Source organism: Andreprevotia sp. IGB-42 (assembly GCF_009848685.1).
Classification (GTDB): Bacteria; Pseudomonadota; Gammaproteobacteria; order Burkholderiales; family Chitinibacteraceae; genus Andreprevotia.
Genome location: NZ_WXTX01000017.1, coordinates 35,236 through 54,967, shown reverse-complemented (window position 1 = coordinate 54,967; position 19,732 = coordinate 35,236). Strand labels below are relative to the sequence as shown.

Annotated in this window: 13 protein-coding genes; 6 read left to right on the top strand and 7 right to left on the bottom strand. The window is 61.3% G+C overall.

Features of this window, described 5'->3' with window-relative positions; translation table 11 throughout:
• The first annotated feature begins 1 nt into the window (after position 1).
• Positions 2–3,094, top strand: coding sequence for an efflux RND transporter permease subunit (locus IGB42_RS19805; RefSeq protein WP_159674981.1), 3,093 nt, complete (start codon positions 2–4; stop codon positions 3,092–3,094).
• A 22-nt stretch (positions 3,095–3,116) separates the two neighbouring features.
• Here the strand turns inward: IGB42_RS19805 and IGB42_RS19800 are convergent, their stop codons facing one another.
• From IGB42_RS19800 to IGB42_RS19775, 6 genes are read right to left on the bottom strand one after another with little or no spacing between them, the layout of a single operon-like run.
• Positions 3,117–4,907: an ATP-binding protein gene (locus tag IGB42_RS19800; RefSeq protein ID WP_159674979.1), complete on the bottom strand. Its 1,791-nt coding sequence runs from the start codon at positions 4,905–4,907 to the stop codon at positions 3,117–3,119.
• A gap of 59 nt (positions 4,908–4,966) precedes the next feature.
• On the bottom strand, positions 4,967–5,779 hold the full coding sequence (gene motD / locus IGB42_RS19795; RefSeq protein ID WP_159674977.1) for a flagellar motor protein MotD: 813 nt from the start codon (positions 5,777–5,779) through the stop codon (positions 4,967–4,969).
• 18 nt (positions 5,780–5,797) lie between these two features.
• Positions 5,798–6,733, bottom strand: a complete 936-nt coding sequence (locus IGB42_RS19790; protein WP_159674975.1) for a S49 family peptidase — start codon at positions 6,731–6,733, stop codon at positions 5,798–5,800.
• Positions 6,734–6,736: 3 nt separating this feature from the next.
• On the bottom strand, positions 6,737–7,111 hold the full coding sequence (locus IGB42_RS19785; RefSeq protein WP_159674973.1) for a Rieske 2Fe-2S domain-containing protein: 375 nt from the start codon (positions 7,109–7,111) through the stop codon (positions 6,737–6,739).
• Positions 7,104–7,805 carry an HAD-IIIA family hydrolase gene (locus IGB42_RS19780; RefSeq protein ID WP_159674971.1) on the bottom strand — a complete coding sequence of 234 codons (702 nt, stop codon included), beginning with the start codon at positions 7,803–7,805 and terminating at the stop codon, positions 7,104–7,106. The genes IGB42_RS19785 and IGB42_RS19780 overlap by 8 nt, the downstream gene beginning before the upstream one ends.
• Complete coding sequence (locus IGB42_RS19775; RefSeq protein WP_159674969.1) at positions 7,805–8,749, bottom strand: RluA family pseudouridine synthase; 945 nt, start codon at positions 8,747–8,749, stop codon at positions 7,805–7,807. The genes IGB42_RS19780 and IGB42_RS19775 overlap by 1 nt, the downstream gene beginning before the upstream one ends.
• 543 nt (positions 8,750–9,292) lie before the next feature.
• Here IGB42_RS19775 and IGB42_RS19770 point away from each other — a divergent pair.
• The 4 genes from IGB42_RS19770 (at position 9,293) to IGB42_RS19755 (ending at position 15,234) form a co-directional block, all read left to right on the top strand.
• The gene (locus tag IGB42_RS19770) at positions 9,293–12,424 is read left to right on the top strand and encodes an Rne/Rng family ribonuclease (RefSeq protein WP_159674967.1); all 3,132 of its coding nucleotides are present in this window, start codon (positions 9,293–9,295) and stop codon (positions 12,422–12,424) included.
• A 197-nt stretch (positions 12,425–12,621) separates the two neighbouring features.
• Positions 12,622–13,431 carry an HDOD domain-containing protein gene (locus tag IGB42_RS19765; RefSeq protein ID WP_159674965.1) on the top strand — a complete coding sequence of 270 codons (810 nt, stop codon included), beginning with the start codon at positions 12,622–12,624 and terminating at the stop codon, positions 13,429–13,431.
• A gap of 149 nt (positions 13,432–13,580) precedes the next feature.
• Positions 13,581–14,336: a basic amino acid ABC transporter substrate-binding protein gene (locus tag IGB42_RS19760; protein ID WP_159674963.1), complete on the top strand. Its 756-nt coding sequence runs from the start codon at positions 13,581–13,583 to the stop codon at positions 14,334–14,336.
• Between the two features lie 100 nt (positions 14,337–14,436).
• Positions 14,437–15,234 (top strand): amino acid ABC transporter permease, encoded by a 798-nt coding sequence (locus tag IGB42_RS19755; protein WP_159674961.1) that lies wholly within the window; start codon positions 14,437–14,439, stop codon positions 15,232–15,234.
• A 101-nt stretch (positions 15,235–15,335) separates the two neighbouring features.
• Here IGB42_RS19755 and rlmD read toward each other — a convergent pair whose 3' ends face one another.
• Positions 15,336–16,910, bottom strand: coding sequence for a 23S rRNA (uracil(1939)-C(5))-methyltransferase RlmD (gene rlmD, locus IGB42_RS19750; protein WP_159674959.1), 1,575 nt, complete (start codon positions 16,908–16,910; stop codon positions 15,336–15,338).
• A gap of 184 nt (positions 16,911–17,094) precedes the next feature.
• Here rlmD and IGB42_RS19745 point away from each other — a divergent pair, with 184 nt between their 5' ends.
• Positions 17,095–19,698, top strand: coding sequence for an ATP-binding protein (locus tag IGB42_RS19745; protein WP_159674957.1), 2,604 nt, complete (start codon positions 17,095–17,097; stop codon positions 19,696–19,698).
• The last annotated feature ends 34 nt before the right edge of the window (positions 19,699–19,732 follow it).

The following is a 19,732-nucleotide window of genomic DNA, read 5'->3' as shown; positions in this document are numbered from 1 at the left end:
CATGAATATTTCTTCCCTTTGCATCCATCGCCCGGTCGCAACGCTGCTGGTCTGGATTGCCGTCGTCGTTGCCGGCATCGCCGCCTGGTTCCAGCTGCCGATTGCCGCGCTGCCCAACTACGACACGCCCACCATCAGCGTATCGGCCAACCTGCCCGGGGCCAGCCCGGAAACCATGGCGACATCGGTAGCCACGCCGCTGGAAAAGCAGTTTTCCACCATTCCCGGTGTCGCCACCATCACCTCCAGCAGCTCGCTCGGCAGTACGTCGATCACGCTGGAGTTCGACGCGGACCGCAATATCGATGCCGCGGCGGTAGACGTACAGGCGGCATTGTTCCGCGCCAGCCGCGGCTTGCCCAAGGACATGACCAGCCCGCCGAGCTACCGCAAGGTAAACCCGGCGGATGCGCCCATCCTGCTGATCGGCATCAACTCGCCATCGCTGAGCCTGGCCGACCTCAACAGCTATGGCGACAACCTAATTTCGCCGGCGCTCTCCACCATCAACGGCGTGGCGCAGGTGCAGATCTTTGGCCAGATGCGTTACGCGGTGCGCGTATCGGTAGATCCGGACCAACTGACCACGCGCGGGCTGAGCCTTACCCAGGTGGCCACCGCACTGCAGGATGCCAACGCCAATGCACCGGTGGGCCAGCTGGATGGCAAGCGCCAGACGCTGATCCTCAATGCCGATGCCAACCTCAAGCGCGCGGATGACTTTGCCAGGCTGATCGTGGCCAGCAAGGATGGCCAGCCGGTGCGGCTGTCCGACGTGGCCAAGGTGGAAGACAGCGTGGAAAACCTGCGCACCAGCGGCTGGATCAACGGCGAGCGCTCCATCGTGATGGCGGTGCAGCGCCAACCGGGTGCCAACACCGTAGCCACCGTGGATGCCATCCGCAAGATGCTGCCGCAACTGCAGGCGCAGATGCCGGATTCGATCAACATCAAGGTGCTGAACGACCGCTCGACGTCGATCCGCGAGGCCATCCACGACGTCACGCTCACCATGCTGCTGACCATCGTGCTGGTGGTGCTGGTGATCCTGCTGTTCCTGCGCCGTGCCAGCGCCACGCTGATCCCGTCCGCCAGCTTGCCGATCTCCTTGCTGGGCACGTTTGCGCTGATGCTGGCGCTGGGGTTCAGCCTGGACAACATCTCGCTGATGGGGCTGACCATTGCCATCGGCCTGGTGGTCGACGATGCCATCGTGGTGCTGGAAAACATCGTGCGCCATGTGGAAGAAGGCATGAAACCGATGGATGCGGCCATCAAGGGCGCACGCGAAGTAGGCTTCACGGTGATCTCGATCTCGATTTCGCTGGTGGCGGTATTCATTCCGATCTTCTTCATGCCCGGCACCATCGGCAAGCTGTTCCATGAATTTGCCGTGGTGGTGACGCTGGCGATTGCGGTATCCGCCGTAGTATCACTGACGCTGATCCCGCTGTTTGCCAGCCGCTTCCTCAAACATGAAGACCCGCACGAGAAAGTACCGGCATGGAGCAGGCTGTTCGAAGCGGGCTTCAACAAGGTGCTGCATGGCTACACCAGCTCGCTGGAATGGGGGCTGAAACGCCGTGGCCTGGTGCTGCTGGTGGCATTGGCCACCGTGGTGGGCACCGTATGGCTGTACATGATTGCGCCCAAAGGCTTTTTCCCGCAGGAAGACATCGGCCAGATCCAGGTCACGGTGGAAGGCCCGCAAGACATCGCCTACCCTGCCATGCTGGCGGCGCAGCAGAGAATTGCCGCGCGCGTGAAAGCCAACCCGGCGGTGGAAACCGTAGTGTCCAACGTCAACAGCGGCAATAGCGGCCGCATGTTCATCATGCTGAAACCGCGCGACCAGCGCCCGAAGATGGACGAAGTGCTGGCCAGCATGCGCAAGGTGACCGGCGGGCTGCCGGGCTTCAATGTTTACTTCCGGCCGACGCAAAACTTGTCGGTAGGTGGCCGTTCATCGAAGAGCTCGTACCAGTACACGCTGCAATCGGTGCATGCGGATGAACTGGACCAGTGGGGCGACAAGCTGCTGGCCGCGTTGCACAAGTCGGACGTGGTGACCGACGTGAACAGCGACGCGCAGAAGAACGGCTTGCAGGCCAGCGTGAAGATCGATCACGAGAAAGCCCAGTTGCTGGGCGTGGATACGCAATCGCTGCAGGATACGCTGTACGCCGCGTATGGTGGCCGGCAGGTTTCCACCATCTATGACCCGGAGGACAGCTACGCAGTGATCATGGAGCTGGCGCCGGAACAGCGCCGCGATGAATCGGCGCTGGACAAGCTATATGTGACCAGCAAGAGCGGCGCGCTGGTACCGGTGAATGCGATTGCCCACGTGGAGCGCGAGCGGGTGACCACCTCGGTCAACCACCAGGGGCAATTGCCTGCGGTGACGCTGTCTTTCAATCTGCAGCCGGGCAAATCGCTGTCTGATGCCGGTGCCGCCATCGAGGCAGCCAAGCGCGAGATCGCCTTGCCTGCCTATGTATTCGGCGCCTTTGCCGGTGAAGCTGCGGTGTTCCAGTCGTCGCAATCGAGCCAGTTGTGGCTGATCGTGATCGCCATCGCGGTGATTTACGTGATCCTCGGCATCCTGTACGAGAGCTGGATCCACCCGGTGACCATCCTGGCGGGTATTCCGTCTGCGGCGATCGGTGCCTTCCTCAGCCTGCATATCGTGGGGCTGGAGCTGACCTTCATCGCGATGGTGGGCATTCTGCTGCTGGTGGGCATCGTGAAGAAGAACGCCATCATGATGATCGACTTCGCGCTGGATGCGCAGCGCACACAGGGCCTGTCGCCGCTGGAGGCCATCCGCAAATCGTGCGAGCTGCGCTTCCGCCCCATCATGATGACCACCTTTGCCGCCATCATGGGTGCACTACCGATTGCGCTGGGCCTGGGCGCCGGTGCGGAACTGCGTCAGCCGCTGGGCGTGGCGGTGGTGGGTGGTCTGCTGTTCTCGCAGCTGATCACGCTCTATGTGACGCCAGTGCTGTACCTGACCTTCGATGCGCTGATCCACCGCTTCGGCGGCCAGGGCTTCACGCCCGAGCCGGAACCGGATCTGGAAAAGAAGTAAGCACCCGGCGCAAGCTCCCCTGTCAGGCCCGTGCGGCAAACTCACCTGCCGCCGCACGGGCCAGCACCTGCGCCAGCTCATCCTGCCGGAACGGTTTGGCCAGGAAATCATCCATGCCGGCGGCCAGGCAGGCCTCGCGGTCTTCCTGGCCAGCATTGGCCGACAAGGCGATCACCGGCAGATGCGGCAGCCGCAGCAGCCGTTCGCGCTGGCGCAGCCGGCTGGTGGCTGCCAGGCCATCGAGCACCGGCATCTGTACATCCATGAACACCAGATCGAAGGGCTCGGCATTCGCGTCTGCGTAAGCGAGCAGGCCCAGTGCCTGCTCGCCGTTTTCCGCCATGCTGACCTGATGGCCGGCCAATACCAGGAAGCGCTCGGCCACCAGCCGGTTGACCGGGTTATCTTCCGCCAGCAACACCCTGAGCGGGCCGTCCTTGCGCGGCAAGATCGGCGGCGCTGCTTCCACCGCAGCTTCATGCAAGGGCACCGCAAAGCGGAAGATGCTGCCGCCTGCGGGGTTGTCATCCACCCAGATACGCCCATCCATCAGCTCCACCAGCTTGCGGGAAATCGACAGGCCTAGTCCGGTACCGCCAAAACGCCGGGTGATCGAACTGTCTGCCTGTGCGAACGCTTCGAAGATATCGGTACGCTTGCCCAGCGGTACGCCGATGCCGGTATCCCTGACCGCCACGGTCCACACCACCGCCCCATCGCTACCCGGCCAGCAATCGGCTTCCACCTGTACGCTGCCATCCGGTGTGAACTTGAGTGCATTGCCGATCAGGTTGACCAGCACCTGCTTGAGGCGCACCGCATCGCCCAGCAGCATGGGCGGGGTGCGCTCGCTCAGGTGTATGGACAAGGTAACGCCGCGCATGCCGGCCTGCGGCTGGAACATCCGCTCCAGGTCTGCCAGCAGCCGGCATGGCGAGAACGGTGCAGGGTCGAGGCCGAAGTGGCCGGATTCGATGCGCGAGAAATCGAGCACATCGTTCACCAGTGACAGCAGCGCATCGGTAGAGGCCTGGATGACGGCCACCTGCTGACGTGATTCGGCATCGAGCGGGTGATGCGAAAGCAATTGCGCCATGCCGACGATGCCATTCATCGGCGTGCGGATTTCATGGCTGATATTGGCGAGGAATTCACTCTTGGCGCGGCTGGCCGATTCGGACACCTCGCGCGCGCGCTGCAGGTCAGCCACCAGCCGGCGTTGATCCTGCGCCACCTTGATCGAATCGGTGAGTGTTTCATTGAAGAATTGCGCGCTGCGCAGGATGCCGAACAGGAACAGCAGCGACATCACACTGAAAATGCCGCCGTACTTGCCACCGCCAAACAGATTGGCAATGGTCTCGGGCATGATCATCATCACTGCATAGATCTGCAGCACCGGCAGCACCGCAGAGAGGATGGGCACAGCGCCGGCCACCATGCCACCAAGTACGAAGGCGATGAAAAAGCGCAGCGTATCGCTGGCGCCCACCATGAAAGGCACCAGGCCCACGCCCCAGATCAGGCCGGACACCGGCGCACTGAAGAAATAGCGTTTGAGCCAGAAATCCACATTGCGTTCGTCCACCGTCGCACGCCGGTAGCTTCTCGATAACGCCATGCGGTAAAACGCCGTCGCCAATGCCAATGCCCACCATGCGCCCACGTGCAGCCAGCGGAACTGGGTCAGCAGCACGCACGCCAGCAAGGTGGCATTAGCAATGCTCATCCACTGCCCAATGGTTACATTGCGGTAAAGCAGCTGCGTGGTATGCAGGCGGACAGCAGGGGTCTGGGCTGGCAGGCGGAACATGGCATATGCATCATGGGCAACGAGCGGCAGTATAGTCAGTAAGCTGGCGCTACGTATGCTTACTGCGCTGGCGGCGGCGGTGTGTCGCTTTGCAGCACCGCCACTTCGTCCTTGTTGTCGGCCAGGATGTTGAGGGTGACGCGGCGATTGCGCGAGCGCCCTTCCACGCTGTCGTTGCTTTCCTGCGGGCGGAACTCGCCGTAACCGATGGCGACCAGCCGCTGTGGCGCCACGCCGGCCTGCACGAACAGGCGCACCACACTGGCAGCGCGCGCGGCAGACAGCTCCCAGTTGGAAGGAAACTGCGGCGAAGCGATGGGCTGATTATCGGTATTACCTTCGATCTGGATCAGGTTGTCGCTGTTCTTGACGAGTTCGGCCACGCCACGCAAGGCCGCCACCGAATTCGCTTCCAGATCGGCACGGCCGGTCTGGAACAACACCGAATCACTGATTTCCACCGCGATACCGCGTTTCGATTGCGTAACCCGTACCTTGCCCTGATCGATCAACGAGCCCAGCGACGTGCGGATATCGCCGGCCATGCCCTGCATCTTGCGCGCTTCCTGCTCGAGCTTGGGGTTGGTCTGCGCGACCGGCGGCGTAGCGTGCTGCGGCGGCGCCAGCTTCTGCGGCGCCCCGGGCACGATCTGGTTAGGCAGGCGGACCGGGTTCTGCGAAGTGGTCGGATCATTGCGGAATGCGTTGACCAGCGATTCGGACAGCACCTTGTACTTGCCCTCGTTCAGCGACGACAGCGCGTACATCACCACGAAGAATGCAAACAGCAGCGTGATGAAGTCGGCATACGACACCAGCCAGCGTTCGTGGTTGTCGTGTTCTTCCGGGTGCCTGCTGCGCCGCCTCGCCATCGCTGCCTCTGCGTCGCGTTATTGCAGCGACATGCGCAACTGGCTGCCCAGGTGCGCTGCAGCTGTCACGCCCACGCGGCGGGCGAAGCGATCCAGGTAACCGGGTTGCGGGGTGAAGTCGACGATATCGTCGGCCTTGATCACATCACGCGCCACGCTATCGACCGACCCCAAGCCATCGATCAAGCCCATCTGCACACTTTTGGCGCCACTCCACACCAGGCCGGTAAAGAGATCCGGATCGTTGCCAAGGCGCTTGCCACGGCCAGCTTTCACTACGTCGATGAACTGCTGGTGGATCTCGGTCAGCATGTCCTGTGCCTTGGCTTTTTGCTCATCGCTGACTGGCGAGAACGGATCGAGGAAGCCCTTGTTCTTGCCAGCGGTGAGCAGACGACGCTCGACGCCCAGTTTTTCCATGGCACCGGTAAAGCCGAAGCCATCCATCAGCACGCCGATGGAACCGACGATGCTGGCCTTGTCGGCGTAGATCTTGTCGGCAGCCACAGCGGCGTAGTAGCAGCCGGATGCGCAGATGTCCCCCACCACCACGTAAAGCGGTACCTTGGGGTGCTTTTTCTTCAGCCGCAGCATGCCATCATTGAGCTGCCCTGCTTCCACCGGGCTACCGCCCGGGCTATTCACCGCCAGGATCACGCCACGGGTGTTCTTGTCGTCGAACGCGCGGTCAAGGCCATCGAGGATCACCTGTACATTGGCCTCGCCGTTGGCGGAAATCACACCGTCCATGTTGACGATGGCGGTATGCGGGCCGGTGGAGACGCTTTCCAGCTCGCCGGACTTGAAGCCGCCCACCAGCATGGTGGTCACCACGATCAGGTAGGCAAAGCCCAGCAGTTTGAAAAAGATGCCCCAGCGACGCTTGCGGCGCTGCTCTTTCAGACCGTCCTTGAGCAAATCGTTGAGGACCTGGCGTTCCCAGTTTTCTTGCATTGTTTATCCATTCCTGGCGGGACAATAAAAGACCTGATCATCTTCTTCGACCACGGTCAGCTTGGTCAGGTGGCGCCCCGGACAAGGGCCGCCGAGGCAGAGCCCCGTTTGAGGCGCATAGTATGCACCGTGCGTGGCGCACACGAGGTAATTCTGGCTCAAATCAAAGAAATCGCCCGGCTGATAATCCAGTTCGATCGGGATATGTGCACAGCTATTCAGATAAGCATGCACATGACCGTGAAAGCGCACCACGAAAGCCTGCTGCTCGCGCCCGGCCACGTCAACGGCAAAACGCACGCCCAGGCCACGCTCAGCAAGCTCGCTGCTGGCGCAGATGCGTATGCGTGCCGCGCCGGTTCCGGGCGTGTCAGCCATGCGCCAATATCCACTCGACCAGACTGGGGAAATCATCGAAATGCGCCAGCGGCTGCAGCGCCAGCATCTCATCGATACCGTGCGCACCGTAGCTCATGGCAAGGCTGGCGCAGCCGGCATTGATAGCAAGCTGCAGATCGTGCGTGGTATCGCCGATCATCACCGCGCGGCTGGCCGGTATATCGGTCACATCCAGCAGGTACTCGAGCATGGCCGGATGTGGCTTGGAAAAAGATTCATCCGCAGTGCGCGATGCCACGAAATGGGCGCCAAGGCCAGTTACCTGCAGCGCCCGGTCGAGCCCGACGCGGGATTTACCCGTGGCCACCACCAGTTGATAACCAGCGGCAGCCAGTTTCTTCAGCCCCTCCTCCACCCCATCGAACAGCACCAGCGCCTGATCGCGCTGCAGGTAATGCGTGCGGTAGGCATCAACGATGGCGTGCACCAGCGCATCATCTGCATCGGGTGCCAGGTACTGCATGGCCTCCTTGAGGCCATAGCCGATCACGAAGCGGGCATCGTAATCGGACGGCACCGGCAGGCCCAGATCGGCAAACGCCAGCTGGATGGCTTGCGCGATGGTGCCGGTCGAATCCATCAGCGTACCGTCCCAGTCGAACACCAGCAGATCGAAGCGGCGTGCGGTAGCGGCGGTTTGCACCGGCGCAGAAGCGGTGATCGTATCGCTCATCAGTTCAGGGTATCCACGTAAGACTGCAGTTCTTTGGGCAGCGGAGCTTCGAGTTCAAGCTTGTCGCCACTGAGCGGGTGTATCAGCGTCAAGCGCCACGCATGCAGGAACAGGCGCTTGAGACCGGCACGCGGCAACTGGCGGTTCAACACCGGATCGCCATATTTGTCATCCCCCAGGATCGGGTAGCCACTTTCCGCCAGGTGCACGCGGATCTGGTGCGTGCGGCCGGTTTTCAATTCACATTCCAGCAAGGACGCCCCGGCAAAGCTTTGCCGGCGATTCACCACCGTATGCGATGTCAGGCCATCGGCCGATTTCTTTACGCGGCGCTCGCCATCGGGCGTTTCATATTTGAGCAATTTGAACTTCACATGGCTGCGCGGTTCCGGCCATACGCCTTTCACCATGGCCAGATAGCGTTTATCGATCTGATGATTGTCCCGCAGCATTTCATGCAGTTTAACGAGGGCGGAACGTTTTTTGGCAATCAGCAGGATGCCGGAAGTATCGCGGTCCAGCCGGTGCACCAGCTCGAGGAACTTGGCCTGCGGGCGCTGCGCGCGCATCAGCTCGATCACACCGAAGGAAATACCCGAGCCGCCATGCACGGCAATGCCCGATGGCTTGTTGATAGCAATCAGCGCATCGTCCTCGAACAGTACTTCCAGCTCGACTTGGCCACTGGCCGCCTCGGCCGGCGCGTTGCTGGGCTTCTCGGCCACGCGCACGGGCGGCACGCGCACCACGTCACCCGCTTCGAGCTTGCGGGTGACATCGGCACGGCCTTTGTTCACGCGCACTTCGCCGGCGCGCACGATGCGGTAGATGTGGCTTTTGGGTACGCCCTTGAGGTGGCGCAGCAGGAAGTTATCCAGCCTTTGCCCGGCCGTTTCTTCGGTGATTTCGACGAAGGTGACAGACGCTTTGCTCGTCTCGGTCATGTTGACATATACTCTGTGTTGCGCTGCGATTCTGACAGGCAGCGCGACGGCGTCAATACTTCGAATGCCGTCGGCCGTTTCGGCCCCCATTATCCTGCTCTTTGGTTCATGTTGCGCCGTTAACGTCGGCGACTGCCTTCCCGCCGCCCTGTTTCTGGGGCCCCTTCCGAAGCAAATCAAGTCTTGGAAGCGCGAGCGCGGGACCCGCCTGACGTCCGTCGCGACCCACCAATGCTGGGATGCGGTTATTTCAGCTCACCGCAAAAAAAGTAGCGATGGTAATTGATTCGACCATACAACGCACTCGATCGGCTTCCCCTGTCTTGCCCTACTCTGCACATTGTTGCCCGGCAAGACGGTTCAACGGCCCATAAGGCCTCGGCTTAATCCAGTTAATCAGGATGTACAAAAACCGCGCCACATTTCCCTGATCCCGTTTTGCTATCCCGCCTTCCCGCTGGTTCGGGAATGGATTGCGACCCCGATCGGGTGCTGTGCCCGTGCCGAGGCGCCCCTGCCGTATGAGTGCGTGCAGGAGCCTACATGAAACGCATGCTGTTTAATGCCACGCAAGCTGAAGAGTTGCGCGTGGCCATTGTCGACGGTCAGAAGCTGATCGACCTCGACATCGAAACCGTTGGCAAAGAACAACGGAAGTCCAATATCTACAAGGGTGTCATCACCCGCATCGAGCCCAGTCTGGAAGCCTGCTTCGTAGACTATGGCTGCGAGCGCCACGGCTTTTTGCCGTTCAAGGAAATCTCCCGCAACTACATGCAGGACGACGGTGGCCGTGGCCGCGTGGCTGACCAGCTGCGCGAAGGCCAGGAAGTCATCGTCCAGGTGGAAAAAGACGAGCGCGGCAACAAGGGCGCGGCACTGACCACCTACATCAGCCTGGCGGGCCGTTACCTGGTGCTGATGCCGAACAACCCGCGTGGCGGTGGCGTATCGCGCCGCATCGAGGGGGACGAGCGCCAGGAACTGCGCGCCGCGATGGATCAGCTGGAAACACCGCACGGCATGAGCCTGATCGCCCGCACCGCCGCCATCGGCCGCGAAGTGGAAGAGCTGCAGTGGGACCTGAATTACCTGCTGCAACTGTGGCGTGCCATCGAAGGCGCCGGTACCGGCCAGTCGGGCGCTTTCCTGATTTACCAGGAATCGAGCCTGGTCATTCGCGCCATCCGCGATTACTTCCAGCCCGATATCGGCGAGCTGCTGATCGACAAGGTCGACATCTACGAGCAGGCCCGCCAGTTCATGAGCCACGTGATGCCGGGCAATGTGCAGCGCGTGAAGCTGTATCAGGACGACGTGCCGCTGTTCTCGCGCTTCCAGATCGAACACCAGATTGAAACCGCTTTTGCCCGTGAAGTGGCGCTACCATCCGGCGGCGCCATCGTCATCGACAAGACCGAAGCGCTGTACTCCATCGATGTGAACTCGGCCCGCGCCACCAAGGGTTCGGACATCGAGGAAACCGCCGCACGCACCAACCTTGAAGCGGCAGACGAAATTGCCCGCCAGATGCGCCTGCGCGACGTCGGCGGCCTGATCGTCATCGACTTCATTGACATGGAAAATCCCAAGAACCAGCGCGAAGTGGAAAACCGCCTGCGCGAAGCACTGCATCATGATCGTGCCCGCGTGCAGACCGGCAAGATTTCGCGCTTCGGCCTGATGGAACTGTCGCGCCAGCGCCTGCAGCCGTCGCTGGAAGAAACCACCCATATCGCCTGCCCGCGCTGCCATGGCACCGGCTTCATCCGCGGCACCGAATCGTCGGCACTGCATATCCTGCGCATCATTCAGGAAGAAGCCATGAAGGACAACACCGGCGCGATCCACGCGCAGGTGCCGGTCGATGTGGCCACCTTCCTGCTGAACGAGAAGCGCGCCGAGCTGTTCGCGGTAGAAGCGCGCCTGAAAGTTGGCGTGGTGCTGATCCCGAATACGCACCTGGAAACACCGAACTACAGCGTGACCCGCCTGCGCCACGATGACCTCAACCACATCGAGGAAGCGCTGCCGTCGTACAAGATGGTGGAAACCCCGGTGGAAGAAGGTTACCAGCCGGGCAAGGCCAAGGAAGACCTGGCCAAGCGCCCTGAGGCCGCCGTGAAGGGCATCACCCCGGCGCAACCTGCACCGGTCCGTGAAGAAAAGCCGGCCCCGGCCCCCGTGGTGGTGACGCCGCCGTCGCTGTGGAACAGGATCGTTGCGTGGTTCAACGGCAAGTCGGAACCGACGCCGGCGCCGGTTGCCGAGCAGCCCAAGCGCAATGAACGTTCGCGTGATGGCCGCCGTGATGGCCGCCGTGACCGCAACGAAGGCCGTGGCGACAATCGCCGCGACCGCAACGAAAAAACCGGTGAGCGCGCCGAACGTGGTGAACGCAGCGACAACCGTCGTGGCGGCAAACCGCGCATCGAGGAAGATCAGGCCGCACGCAACGAGCGCCAGCAAGGCCGCGAGCGTGACCGCGAACAGCGCGGCGAGCGCACCGAACGTGGCGAGCGCCCGGAGCGCAACCAGGCAGAACGCCCGCAACAGGCAGAACGCGCTGAAGGCCAGCAACGCGCCCCGCGCGCCGAGCGCCCACCGCGTGAACCCCGCGAGCCGCGTGCACCGCGTAACGAACAGAAGCGTGAAGCCAAGCCGGTAGAGAACGAACTGCTGGAACCGGCGGTGATCGAAGCCGTGGCCACGCAAGAGGGCGCGCTGGAAGCGGCAACACCGCCCGAAGGTGGCGAAGGCCGTAGCCGTCGTCGTCGTGGCCGCCGTGGTGGCCGTGGTGGTGAACGCAACGAAAACGCCGTGAACGATGGCGCATCAGCAGAAGAAGGCACGACAGACGATGCCGGGCTGGCAACAGCCGATACAGCTGCTGCACCGCAGGTGCCAGCAGTCAGCGAACCGCTCGAAGCAGTCAGCGAACCGCTCGAAGCAGTACGCGCCGCTGTTGCCAGCGTGGAAGCGGTTGCCGAAGCGCCGGTGGTGGTAGCTCCGGTCGTTGCAGCGCCGGTTGTGGTTGAAGCCGCAGCGCCTGCCGCAGCAACTGCAGCAGCGGAAATCGGCGAACCCGTGGTTGCCGTGGCGACTGCACCGGTAACCACTCCGGAAGTCATTGCCAATGAAACCGTTGCCGAAGTTGCAGCAGCACCGCAGCCCGAGGCTGTAGCAGAAATTGCAGCGGAAGAAGCGGTGGAAGTTGCCGCTGCACCCGCTGCAGTGGCCGCACCTGCAGTCGAAGCAGCGGTTGAAGCAGCGCCGGCCCCGGCTGCCGTTGCCCCTGCCAAGCCTGCGCAGGCATCGCTGGCGCTGGATGCACCTGCAGCCAAGCCAGCTGCACCGGTACTGCAGGTGGCAACACCGGAAGAAGCGGGCCTGGTGATGGTGGCAACCCGCAACGACGTTGCCGTGCCGGAAGTGGCTGTTGCTGCGGCACCGCAGCGCCGCCGCCGTCGCGATACGCAGGCAGAGAACAAGGCTGCCGCTGCCGAGGCCGAAGCACTGGTGCTGGTGGAAACACAGAACGTGGCCATAGCTGCCGAAGCCGTGGCTGAAGCAGCCGCTGCACCGGCCCGCCCAAGCCGCCGCGATGTGGCACAACCTGCAGCGGATCAGGCTGGCGAGCAATCGCTGGTGCAGATCGAAACCCGCAACGGTTGATCGCCCTCACTGGCCCGGCAACGGGCCAGCAGATGAAAAAGCCGCTCTCCGGAGCGGCTTTTTCATGCACGCTGACGCTGCAAATATGCACAATGCGGGCACAAAGCTGTGCAGGTCTTCTGGCAGGCTGCGCAATGCTGATCTAGCATGGTTTTGCAGTGCACACAAAGATGCCAGCCTGAAGGGAGGCCAAAAGCATGAAACTCGAAGAACTGTTTGAACAAACCCACAAACTGCCGACCATTCCACGCGTAGTGCAGGAACTGATCGACAGCTTCAGCCGCGATGATGTGGATATCGAATCGGTCGCCAAGAAAATTGCACTGGACCAGGTGATTACCGCCAAAGTGCTGCGCCTTGCCAACTCTGCGCACTTTGGCGCCTCGCGCCTGGTGGGCTCGGTGAATGAAGCGGTGATCGTACTGGGCTTCAACACCGTGCGTACGCTGGTGGTCGCATCCGGCGTGACCGGTGCCTTTGTCTCTATCCCCGGCTTTGACCGCAAAAGCTTCTGGGAGCGTAGCTTCAAGGTGGCCAATACCGCGCGCGTTTTTGCCAAGGCGGCCAAATATAACGGCGAAATCGCCTTTGCCTCCGGCATGATCCACAACATCGGTGAAATGATGATTCATATCGTTGCACCGGAAATTGCCGTCAAGATCGACCGCTTCGTGGAAAGTGGCGGCAACCGCGTGTTGCTGGAAGACAACAATATCGGATTCGATTATGTGATGGTGGGTGAAGAGCTGGCCCGCCGCTGGAACTTCCCCGAAGAAATCCAGGCTGCCATCAAGTATCAGAATGATCCACAGGCACAACCCCAGCCCAACAAGCTCACCGCATTGCTGCATCTGGCGATCTGGCTGGAAGCGCGCGATGCGGGTGACGCCATTACGGAGTGGCCGGCCGGCACGCTGGAAATCCTTGGCATCACACCCGAGCAGGCGCTCGCGCTGTGGGAAACGGCCAAGTCAGAACCCAATGGGCTGGAAGAAATCCTGGCCTGAGAGATCAAACAGTCGTTTAGGGTTTGCCCCAATTGTTGTAGCTTACAGTGCCACCTACGCTACGAACGAGTTGTAAGCAGCGCTGCATGCAAAAAAACATGCAGCGTTGTCACACCAAGGTTAAAAGTCAAAACTCGAGGGGATCTATCATGAAGCTGCGTCAATTCGGTCTGGTGGCAGGCGCATTCTGTGCCGCCGTGCTTGCGTCCAATTCCGCCATCGCTGCGGACAAACCATTGCAAGTGGCAACTGACGCCGCCTATGCGCCGTTTGAATCCCAGAACGAGAAAAAGGAAATCGTCGGCTTCGATGTGGAAGTGCTGACCGCTGCCGCCGCCAAATCCGGCCTGAAGACCAAATTCATCAATACCCCATGGGAAGGCATTTTTGCCACGCTGGGTACTGGCGACCGTGATGTGGTGGCTTCCGCAGTGACCATTACCGACGAACGCAAGCAAAGCATGGATTTTTCCGATCCGTACTTTGAAGCCAAGCAGCTGATCGCTGTTGGCCCCAAGAGCAAGGTGGTGAAGTTTGCCGATCTGAAAGACAAGAAAGTGGGCGTGCAAACCGGTACCACCGGCGACGAAGTGGTGCAGAAGCTGCTGGGCAAGACCAACCCGAACATCAAGCGTTTCGAATCGACCCCGCTGGCACTCAAGGAGCTGCTGAACGGCGGCGTGGATGCCGTAGTGGCCGATAATGGCGTGGTGGTCAACTTTATCGCCAACAACAAGAATGACAAGCTCAAGACCATCGACGACGCCACCTTTGCCAAGGAATACTATGGCTTTGCCGTTAAGAAGGGGAACAAGGCGCTGCTGGAAAAGCTGAACAAGGGCATTGCCGCCATCAAGGCCGACGGCAGCTACGCCAAGATCTACAAGAAGTACTTCGGCAACTGAAAATCTTCCGGCCATCTGGCCTGAGCTGAAAGAAGCGCACCGGTGTGCGCTTCTTTTCATGCTGGGCACCGCAATCATCACCGTTTGAAAAGTAGACTCAATGGACTTCATCCATTTCTGGGAAAGCGTGCAGCACGCTGTTCCACCGCTGCAGAACTTCCAGTTGCAAATGATCTGGGAGTACCGCGAGCTGTTCATCGACGGCATACAGATGACGTTGCTGATCACGCTGATCGCAGTGGTGTTCGGCACGCTGATCGGCCTGATGATGGGCATGGCGCGGCTGGCCGATGTGCCGCACGGGCCGTGGAAGTATCCGCTACGTTTCCTGGTGCGCTGGCCATCCACCGCATACGTGACCTTCTTCCGCGGCACGCCGCTGTTCGTGCAGATCCTGCTGATCCATTTCGCGCTGATGCCCATGCTGGTGCACCCGGACAACGGCATCCTCATCAGTGGCGAGTTTGCCAGCACGCTGCGCCAGGAATACGGCGCATTCATGTCCGGCCTGACCGCGCTCACGCTCAATGCGGGCGCCTATATCACGGAGATCTTCCGCGCAGGCATCCAGTCGATTGCCAAGGGCCAGTTCGAAGCCAGCCGCTCGATGGGCATGAACTACTGGCAGACCATGCGTTTCGTGATCATCCCGCAGGCGTTCCGCCGCATGCTGCCGCCTCTGGGCAACGAGGCGATCATGCTGCTGAAGGATAGCTCGCTGGTTTCCGCCATCGGCCTGGCCGAGCTTGCCTATGCGGCGCGCACGGTAGCGGGTGCGTACTCGCGCTACTGGGAGCCCTACCTGACCATTTCGGTGATCTATCTGGTGCTGACGCTGCTGATGGCATCTGGCGTGCATTACCTGGAAAAACGCTTCAAGGCCAGTGGCGGGCTATAAGTACGGCCTGATCAATGAAAAACGGCGGAATCATCCGCCGTTTTTCATTGTGTACACATCCTTGCCCGCATTCGAGGGCCTTCCCCTGCCAGCGACAATGACTACCCTTCTTCGCCCTGCCCTGCTGCCTGCCCATCCGTGGCCTCACCCGCAGCCAGTGCCGCCTGCGTGGCAAGGTAGTGCGCGCGGCGCGCTTGCTTCTCGATGGCCTTGGCGGCGCGTGCTTCTTCCTTCAGCGCCGCCGCTGCGGCGTCCTTGATCGCCTTGGCTTCTGCCGCAGCGGCTTGCGCCGCTTTCTGCTCGGCCTTCACGGCTTCGCGTTGCGCCAGCTCGGCCGCCTCCATATCCGCCACTTCGGCACGCGTGAGGCCAGGGCCGGTCTTTTCGAACCAGGCAATCGATTCCACATGCGCGGTATGCGGGAACATGTTGATGATGCCGGCCGACATCATGGTATAGCCCTTCACATTCACCAGCACGTTGGCGTCGCGCGCCAGCGTGGACGGGCTGCACGACACATAGACGATGCGCTTGGGGCCGTGTTCGGCGCTGATGGCTTTCACCAGTTCGATGGCGCCATCGCGCGGCGGGTCGATCAGCATCTTGTCGAAGCGGCCCAGCTTGTCCAGCCATTCCTCGGTCATTTCGAACAGGTTGGCCACAGTGAAATCCGTCAGGTGCTCCAGCCGGTTGTGGCGCGCACCTTCGAATGCGCGCTCCACCAGTTGCTTGCTGCCTTCCATGCCCAGCACCCTGGCGCCACGGCGCGCAATCGGCAGCGTGAAGTTACCCAGGCCACAGAACATATCGGCAATGGTTTCGCCCGGCTGCGGATCGAGCAGGTTGATCGCCCGTTCCACCATCACGCGGTTGACCGCGTGGTTCACCTGCGTGAACTCGGTAGGCTTGAACGGCATTTCGATGCCGAACTCCGGCAACACATAGGTCAGCGCCGGTGCATCCAGCGGGTACAGCGGGTACGCGGTATCCGGGCCCTTGGGCTGCAGCCAGATCTGCACGTTCCATTCATCTGCATACGCCTTGAACAGTGTTTCGTCCGCCGGGCTGATGTCTTCCATATTGCGGAACACCAGCACCGTGACATTCTCGCCCACGGCCAGCTCGATCTGCGGCATGCGATCGAAAATGGACAGGCTTTTCACCAGTTCACGCAGCGCCGGCAACTGGTCGGAGATGGCCTTGGGCATCACGCGGCATTCGGTCATGTCCGCGATGAAGCTGGAACGCTTTTCGTGGAAGCCCACCAGCACCGTGCCCTTCTTGGCCACGTTGCGCGCGGACAGCCGCGCACGATGGCGATAGCCCCATTCCGGACCGTAGATGGCTGGTAGCATGGCTTGTGCCCGCACGTTGCCGATGCGCTGCAGATTGTCTTCCAGCACACGCTGCTTGGCCGCTACCTGGGCCGAGAACTCCATGTGCTGGATCGAACAGCCGCCACACACGCCAAAGTGCGGACAGGCGGGCTTGGTGCGCATGAAGCTGTCGTTGTGGATCGTGATCGCCTGGGCGTTCTCGAAATTGGGCTTCTTGCGATAGCTGCTGTAGGTCACCGTTTCGAACGGCAGTGCACCATCGATGAAAATGGTCTTGCCATCAACGTGCGCTACGCCGTGGCCTTCAAAGTCTAGCGATTCGATCTTGGCAATGGGCATGTTGCTGAAAACTTGAGTAAAAACCAGCAATTATACGCGGCCCGGCCTGTGGCGGCACGCCTTTGACCCTCGCGCAGAGGCCAGTGCGAAACGATGCGCGACTGACGTGGAAACTTGTTGTCCACCTAGCTAACATAAGCAATTCAAGTAGTACAATTACTCAAAACTTTCGTACCGGGTACACATGACCGAACTTGTCACGCCGCAGCGCAGCATCCTGCCCAGCCTTGAGCAACCCTCATGGCTGCAGCTGGAACAATGGATGCTCAGCAGCGATTGGGAGCGGTTTTGCCTGGAGTTGATCAATCGCACACTGGCGGCGTTCCACGGCAAGCGCGCGTTCCTGATCCTGCCAGATGGCCCGCGTGCAGCCATCCATGCGCAAGCGGTCAATGGCCAGCGGCCATTGGCGTTTACCGTGGCCCAAGCCCCGGAGCATTTTTATGGCCTGGCGCTGGACGAACTGGCGCACCAGCTGACCGAACCCGCACTATCCATCCAGCCCGTTGACTACCCGCCGCACGATATCTGGGATAACGATGGCGATGGCAGTACCGAAGGCAGTACCCTGTACCGGCTGGTGTTGCCTTTGATGCAGGGCCCTGCACTGGCAGGGCTGCTGTATGTTGAATTCATCGACCTGGATCATGTAGCCGGCCTGCTTGATTCCGCTGCGTTCCATCTTGAATGCGGCACCATCGCCACGCTGCTGCTCGACCGGCATATTGCCCACGAGCACGGGCGTGACAGTTCGCCCGATGAAATCACCGAGCGGCTGCGCGTGAGCCTGATGCACGCGGAGGAAGACCGCGCGCTGCTGCAAAAGCTGCACCAGGTCACCCTCAAGCTGACCGAAGCCACCGATCTGGATGACCTCTATCGCCGTGCAGTGGCGTTTTCGCTGTCCGAGCTGGATATCGACCGCATGGCCATTTTCGAGGCAGACCTCGACAAGAACGAAATGCGCGGCACCTACGGTACCAACAACAATGGCGAGCTGACCGACGAGCACTGGTTCCTGAGCACCTTGCCGGTGCACCCGATGTTCGATGAAAGCCTCAAGCGCCCCGGCGAAGTCATCGCCAATGAAGATGCAGCGCTCTACTACAACAAGGTGGTGGTGGGCCGTGGCTGGAATGCGCTGATCGGACTGTGGCTGGATGGCAAGATGGTGGGCTGGATCTCTGCAGACAATTTCCTGCGCCGCCGGCCGCTGCAACCGTCGCAGCGCGAAATGCTCAAGCTGTTTGCCGCCATCCTGTCGCAGTTGATCGGCGTGAAGCGGGTGGAACAGGAAATGCGTGCGCTCAACCAGCAACTGGCCAGCGCGCGTGACTACGCCGAAGCCGCCAGCCGTGCCAAGAGCGAATTCCTGGCCACCATCAGCCATGAAATCCGCACGCCACTCAATGGCGTGCTGGGTTTTGTCCAGCTGCTGCGCGATACGCCGCTCTCGGCCGAGCAGATCGAATACGCGGATACCATCGCGCATTCGGGCGATACCCTGTTGTCTCTGATCAACGACCTGCTGGATTTTTCCAAGATCGAAGCAGGCAAGTTCGTACTCGAAAGCAAGCCATTCGACCTGCGCGTGGCCGCCGCCGAAGCGTGCACCATGCTGGGTGCGCGCGCGGCGGAAAAACGGCTGGCGCTCAAGCTTGATGTCGCTGCCGATCTGAACAGTGGCTACCTGGGCGATGCGATGCGCCTCAAGCAGGTGCTGGTCAACCTGATCGGCAATGCGCTGAAATTTACCGAGCACGGCGAAGTGGCGGTACATGTGGCGCCAGATCCGGCCGGTGTGCGGCTGACGGTCAGCGATACCGGCATCGGCATTGCCACCGATAAATTACCGCAACTTTTCCAGCGTTTTTACCAGATCGATTCCAGCTCTACCCGCCGCTACGGTGGTACCGGGCTGGGGCTGGCAATCTGCAAGCTGCTGGTAGAGCAGATGGGCGGCGAAATCGGCGTGACCAGCTTTGAGGAACGGGGTGCAACATTCTGGTTCACCCTGCCCGCCAATCCCGCACCTGTTGGTGCGATCTGGAAGGAACACTGGCAGCCCATCACGCGCGACCTCGCCACGCTGGCCGGGCGCAAGCTGGCTTGGGGCTGCGAGAGTGCCTACCGCGAACAGATCGAGCAATGCCTGACCGCAGCGCTGGTGGAATGGGTGAAGCCGGAGGAAGCCGACGTGGTGTTGTGCCGCAGCGCGCTGGATTGGCCGGATGCCAGGGCGCTGCTGTTGCTCAGTTGGGACGTGCAGCGCGAACTGCCGCCCAATGCGCGCGTGCTGAAGCTGCCGCTGATCAACCGGCAATACCTGGTCAGGCAACTGAGCGCGCTGCTGGCGCCGATACCGCCAGCGGTGCCGCTGACCGGCGCTGCGCATGCGCCGCTGGATCAACGCCGTATCCTGCTGGCGGAAGACAGTACGGTGAACCAGCGTGTGCTCAGCTACTTCCTCGCCAAGCAGGGTTTTGAAGTAGTGGTAGCACAGGATGGCGTGGAGGCGGTGCAACTGGCCAGCCGTTTCGACTTCGATCTGGTCCTGATGGATTGGCAGATGCCACGGATGGATGGCCTGACCGCCGCGCAGCATTTGCGCAGCGATCCGCACAGCCGTGACTGGCCCATCATTGCGCTGACCGCCAATGCAGGCAGTGACAACGAAACGCAATGCATGGACGCCGGCATGAATGCCTTCATTGCCAAGCCGATCGACCTGATGCGGCTCAACGCACTGATCCGGCACCTGCTCAACCAGCGCAGCATTCCAGCCTGAGGCCGCGATGAGCGGCAGCGAAACCGGTGTGTCG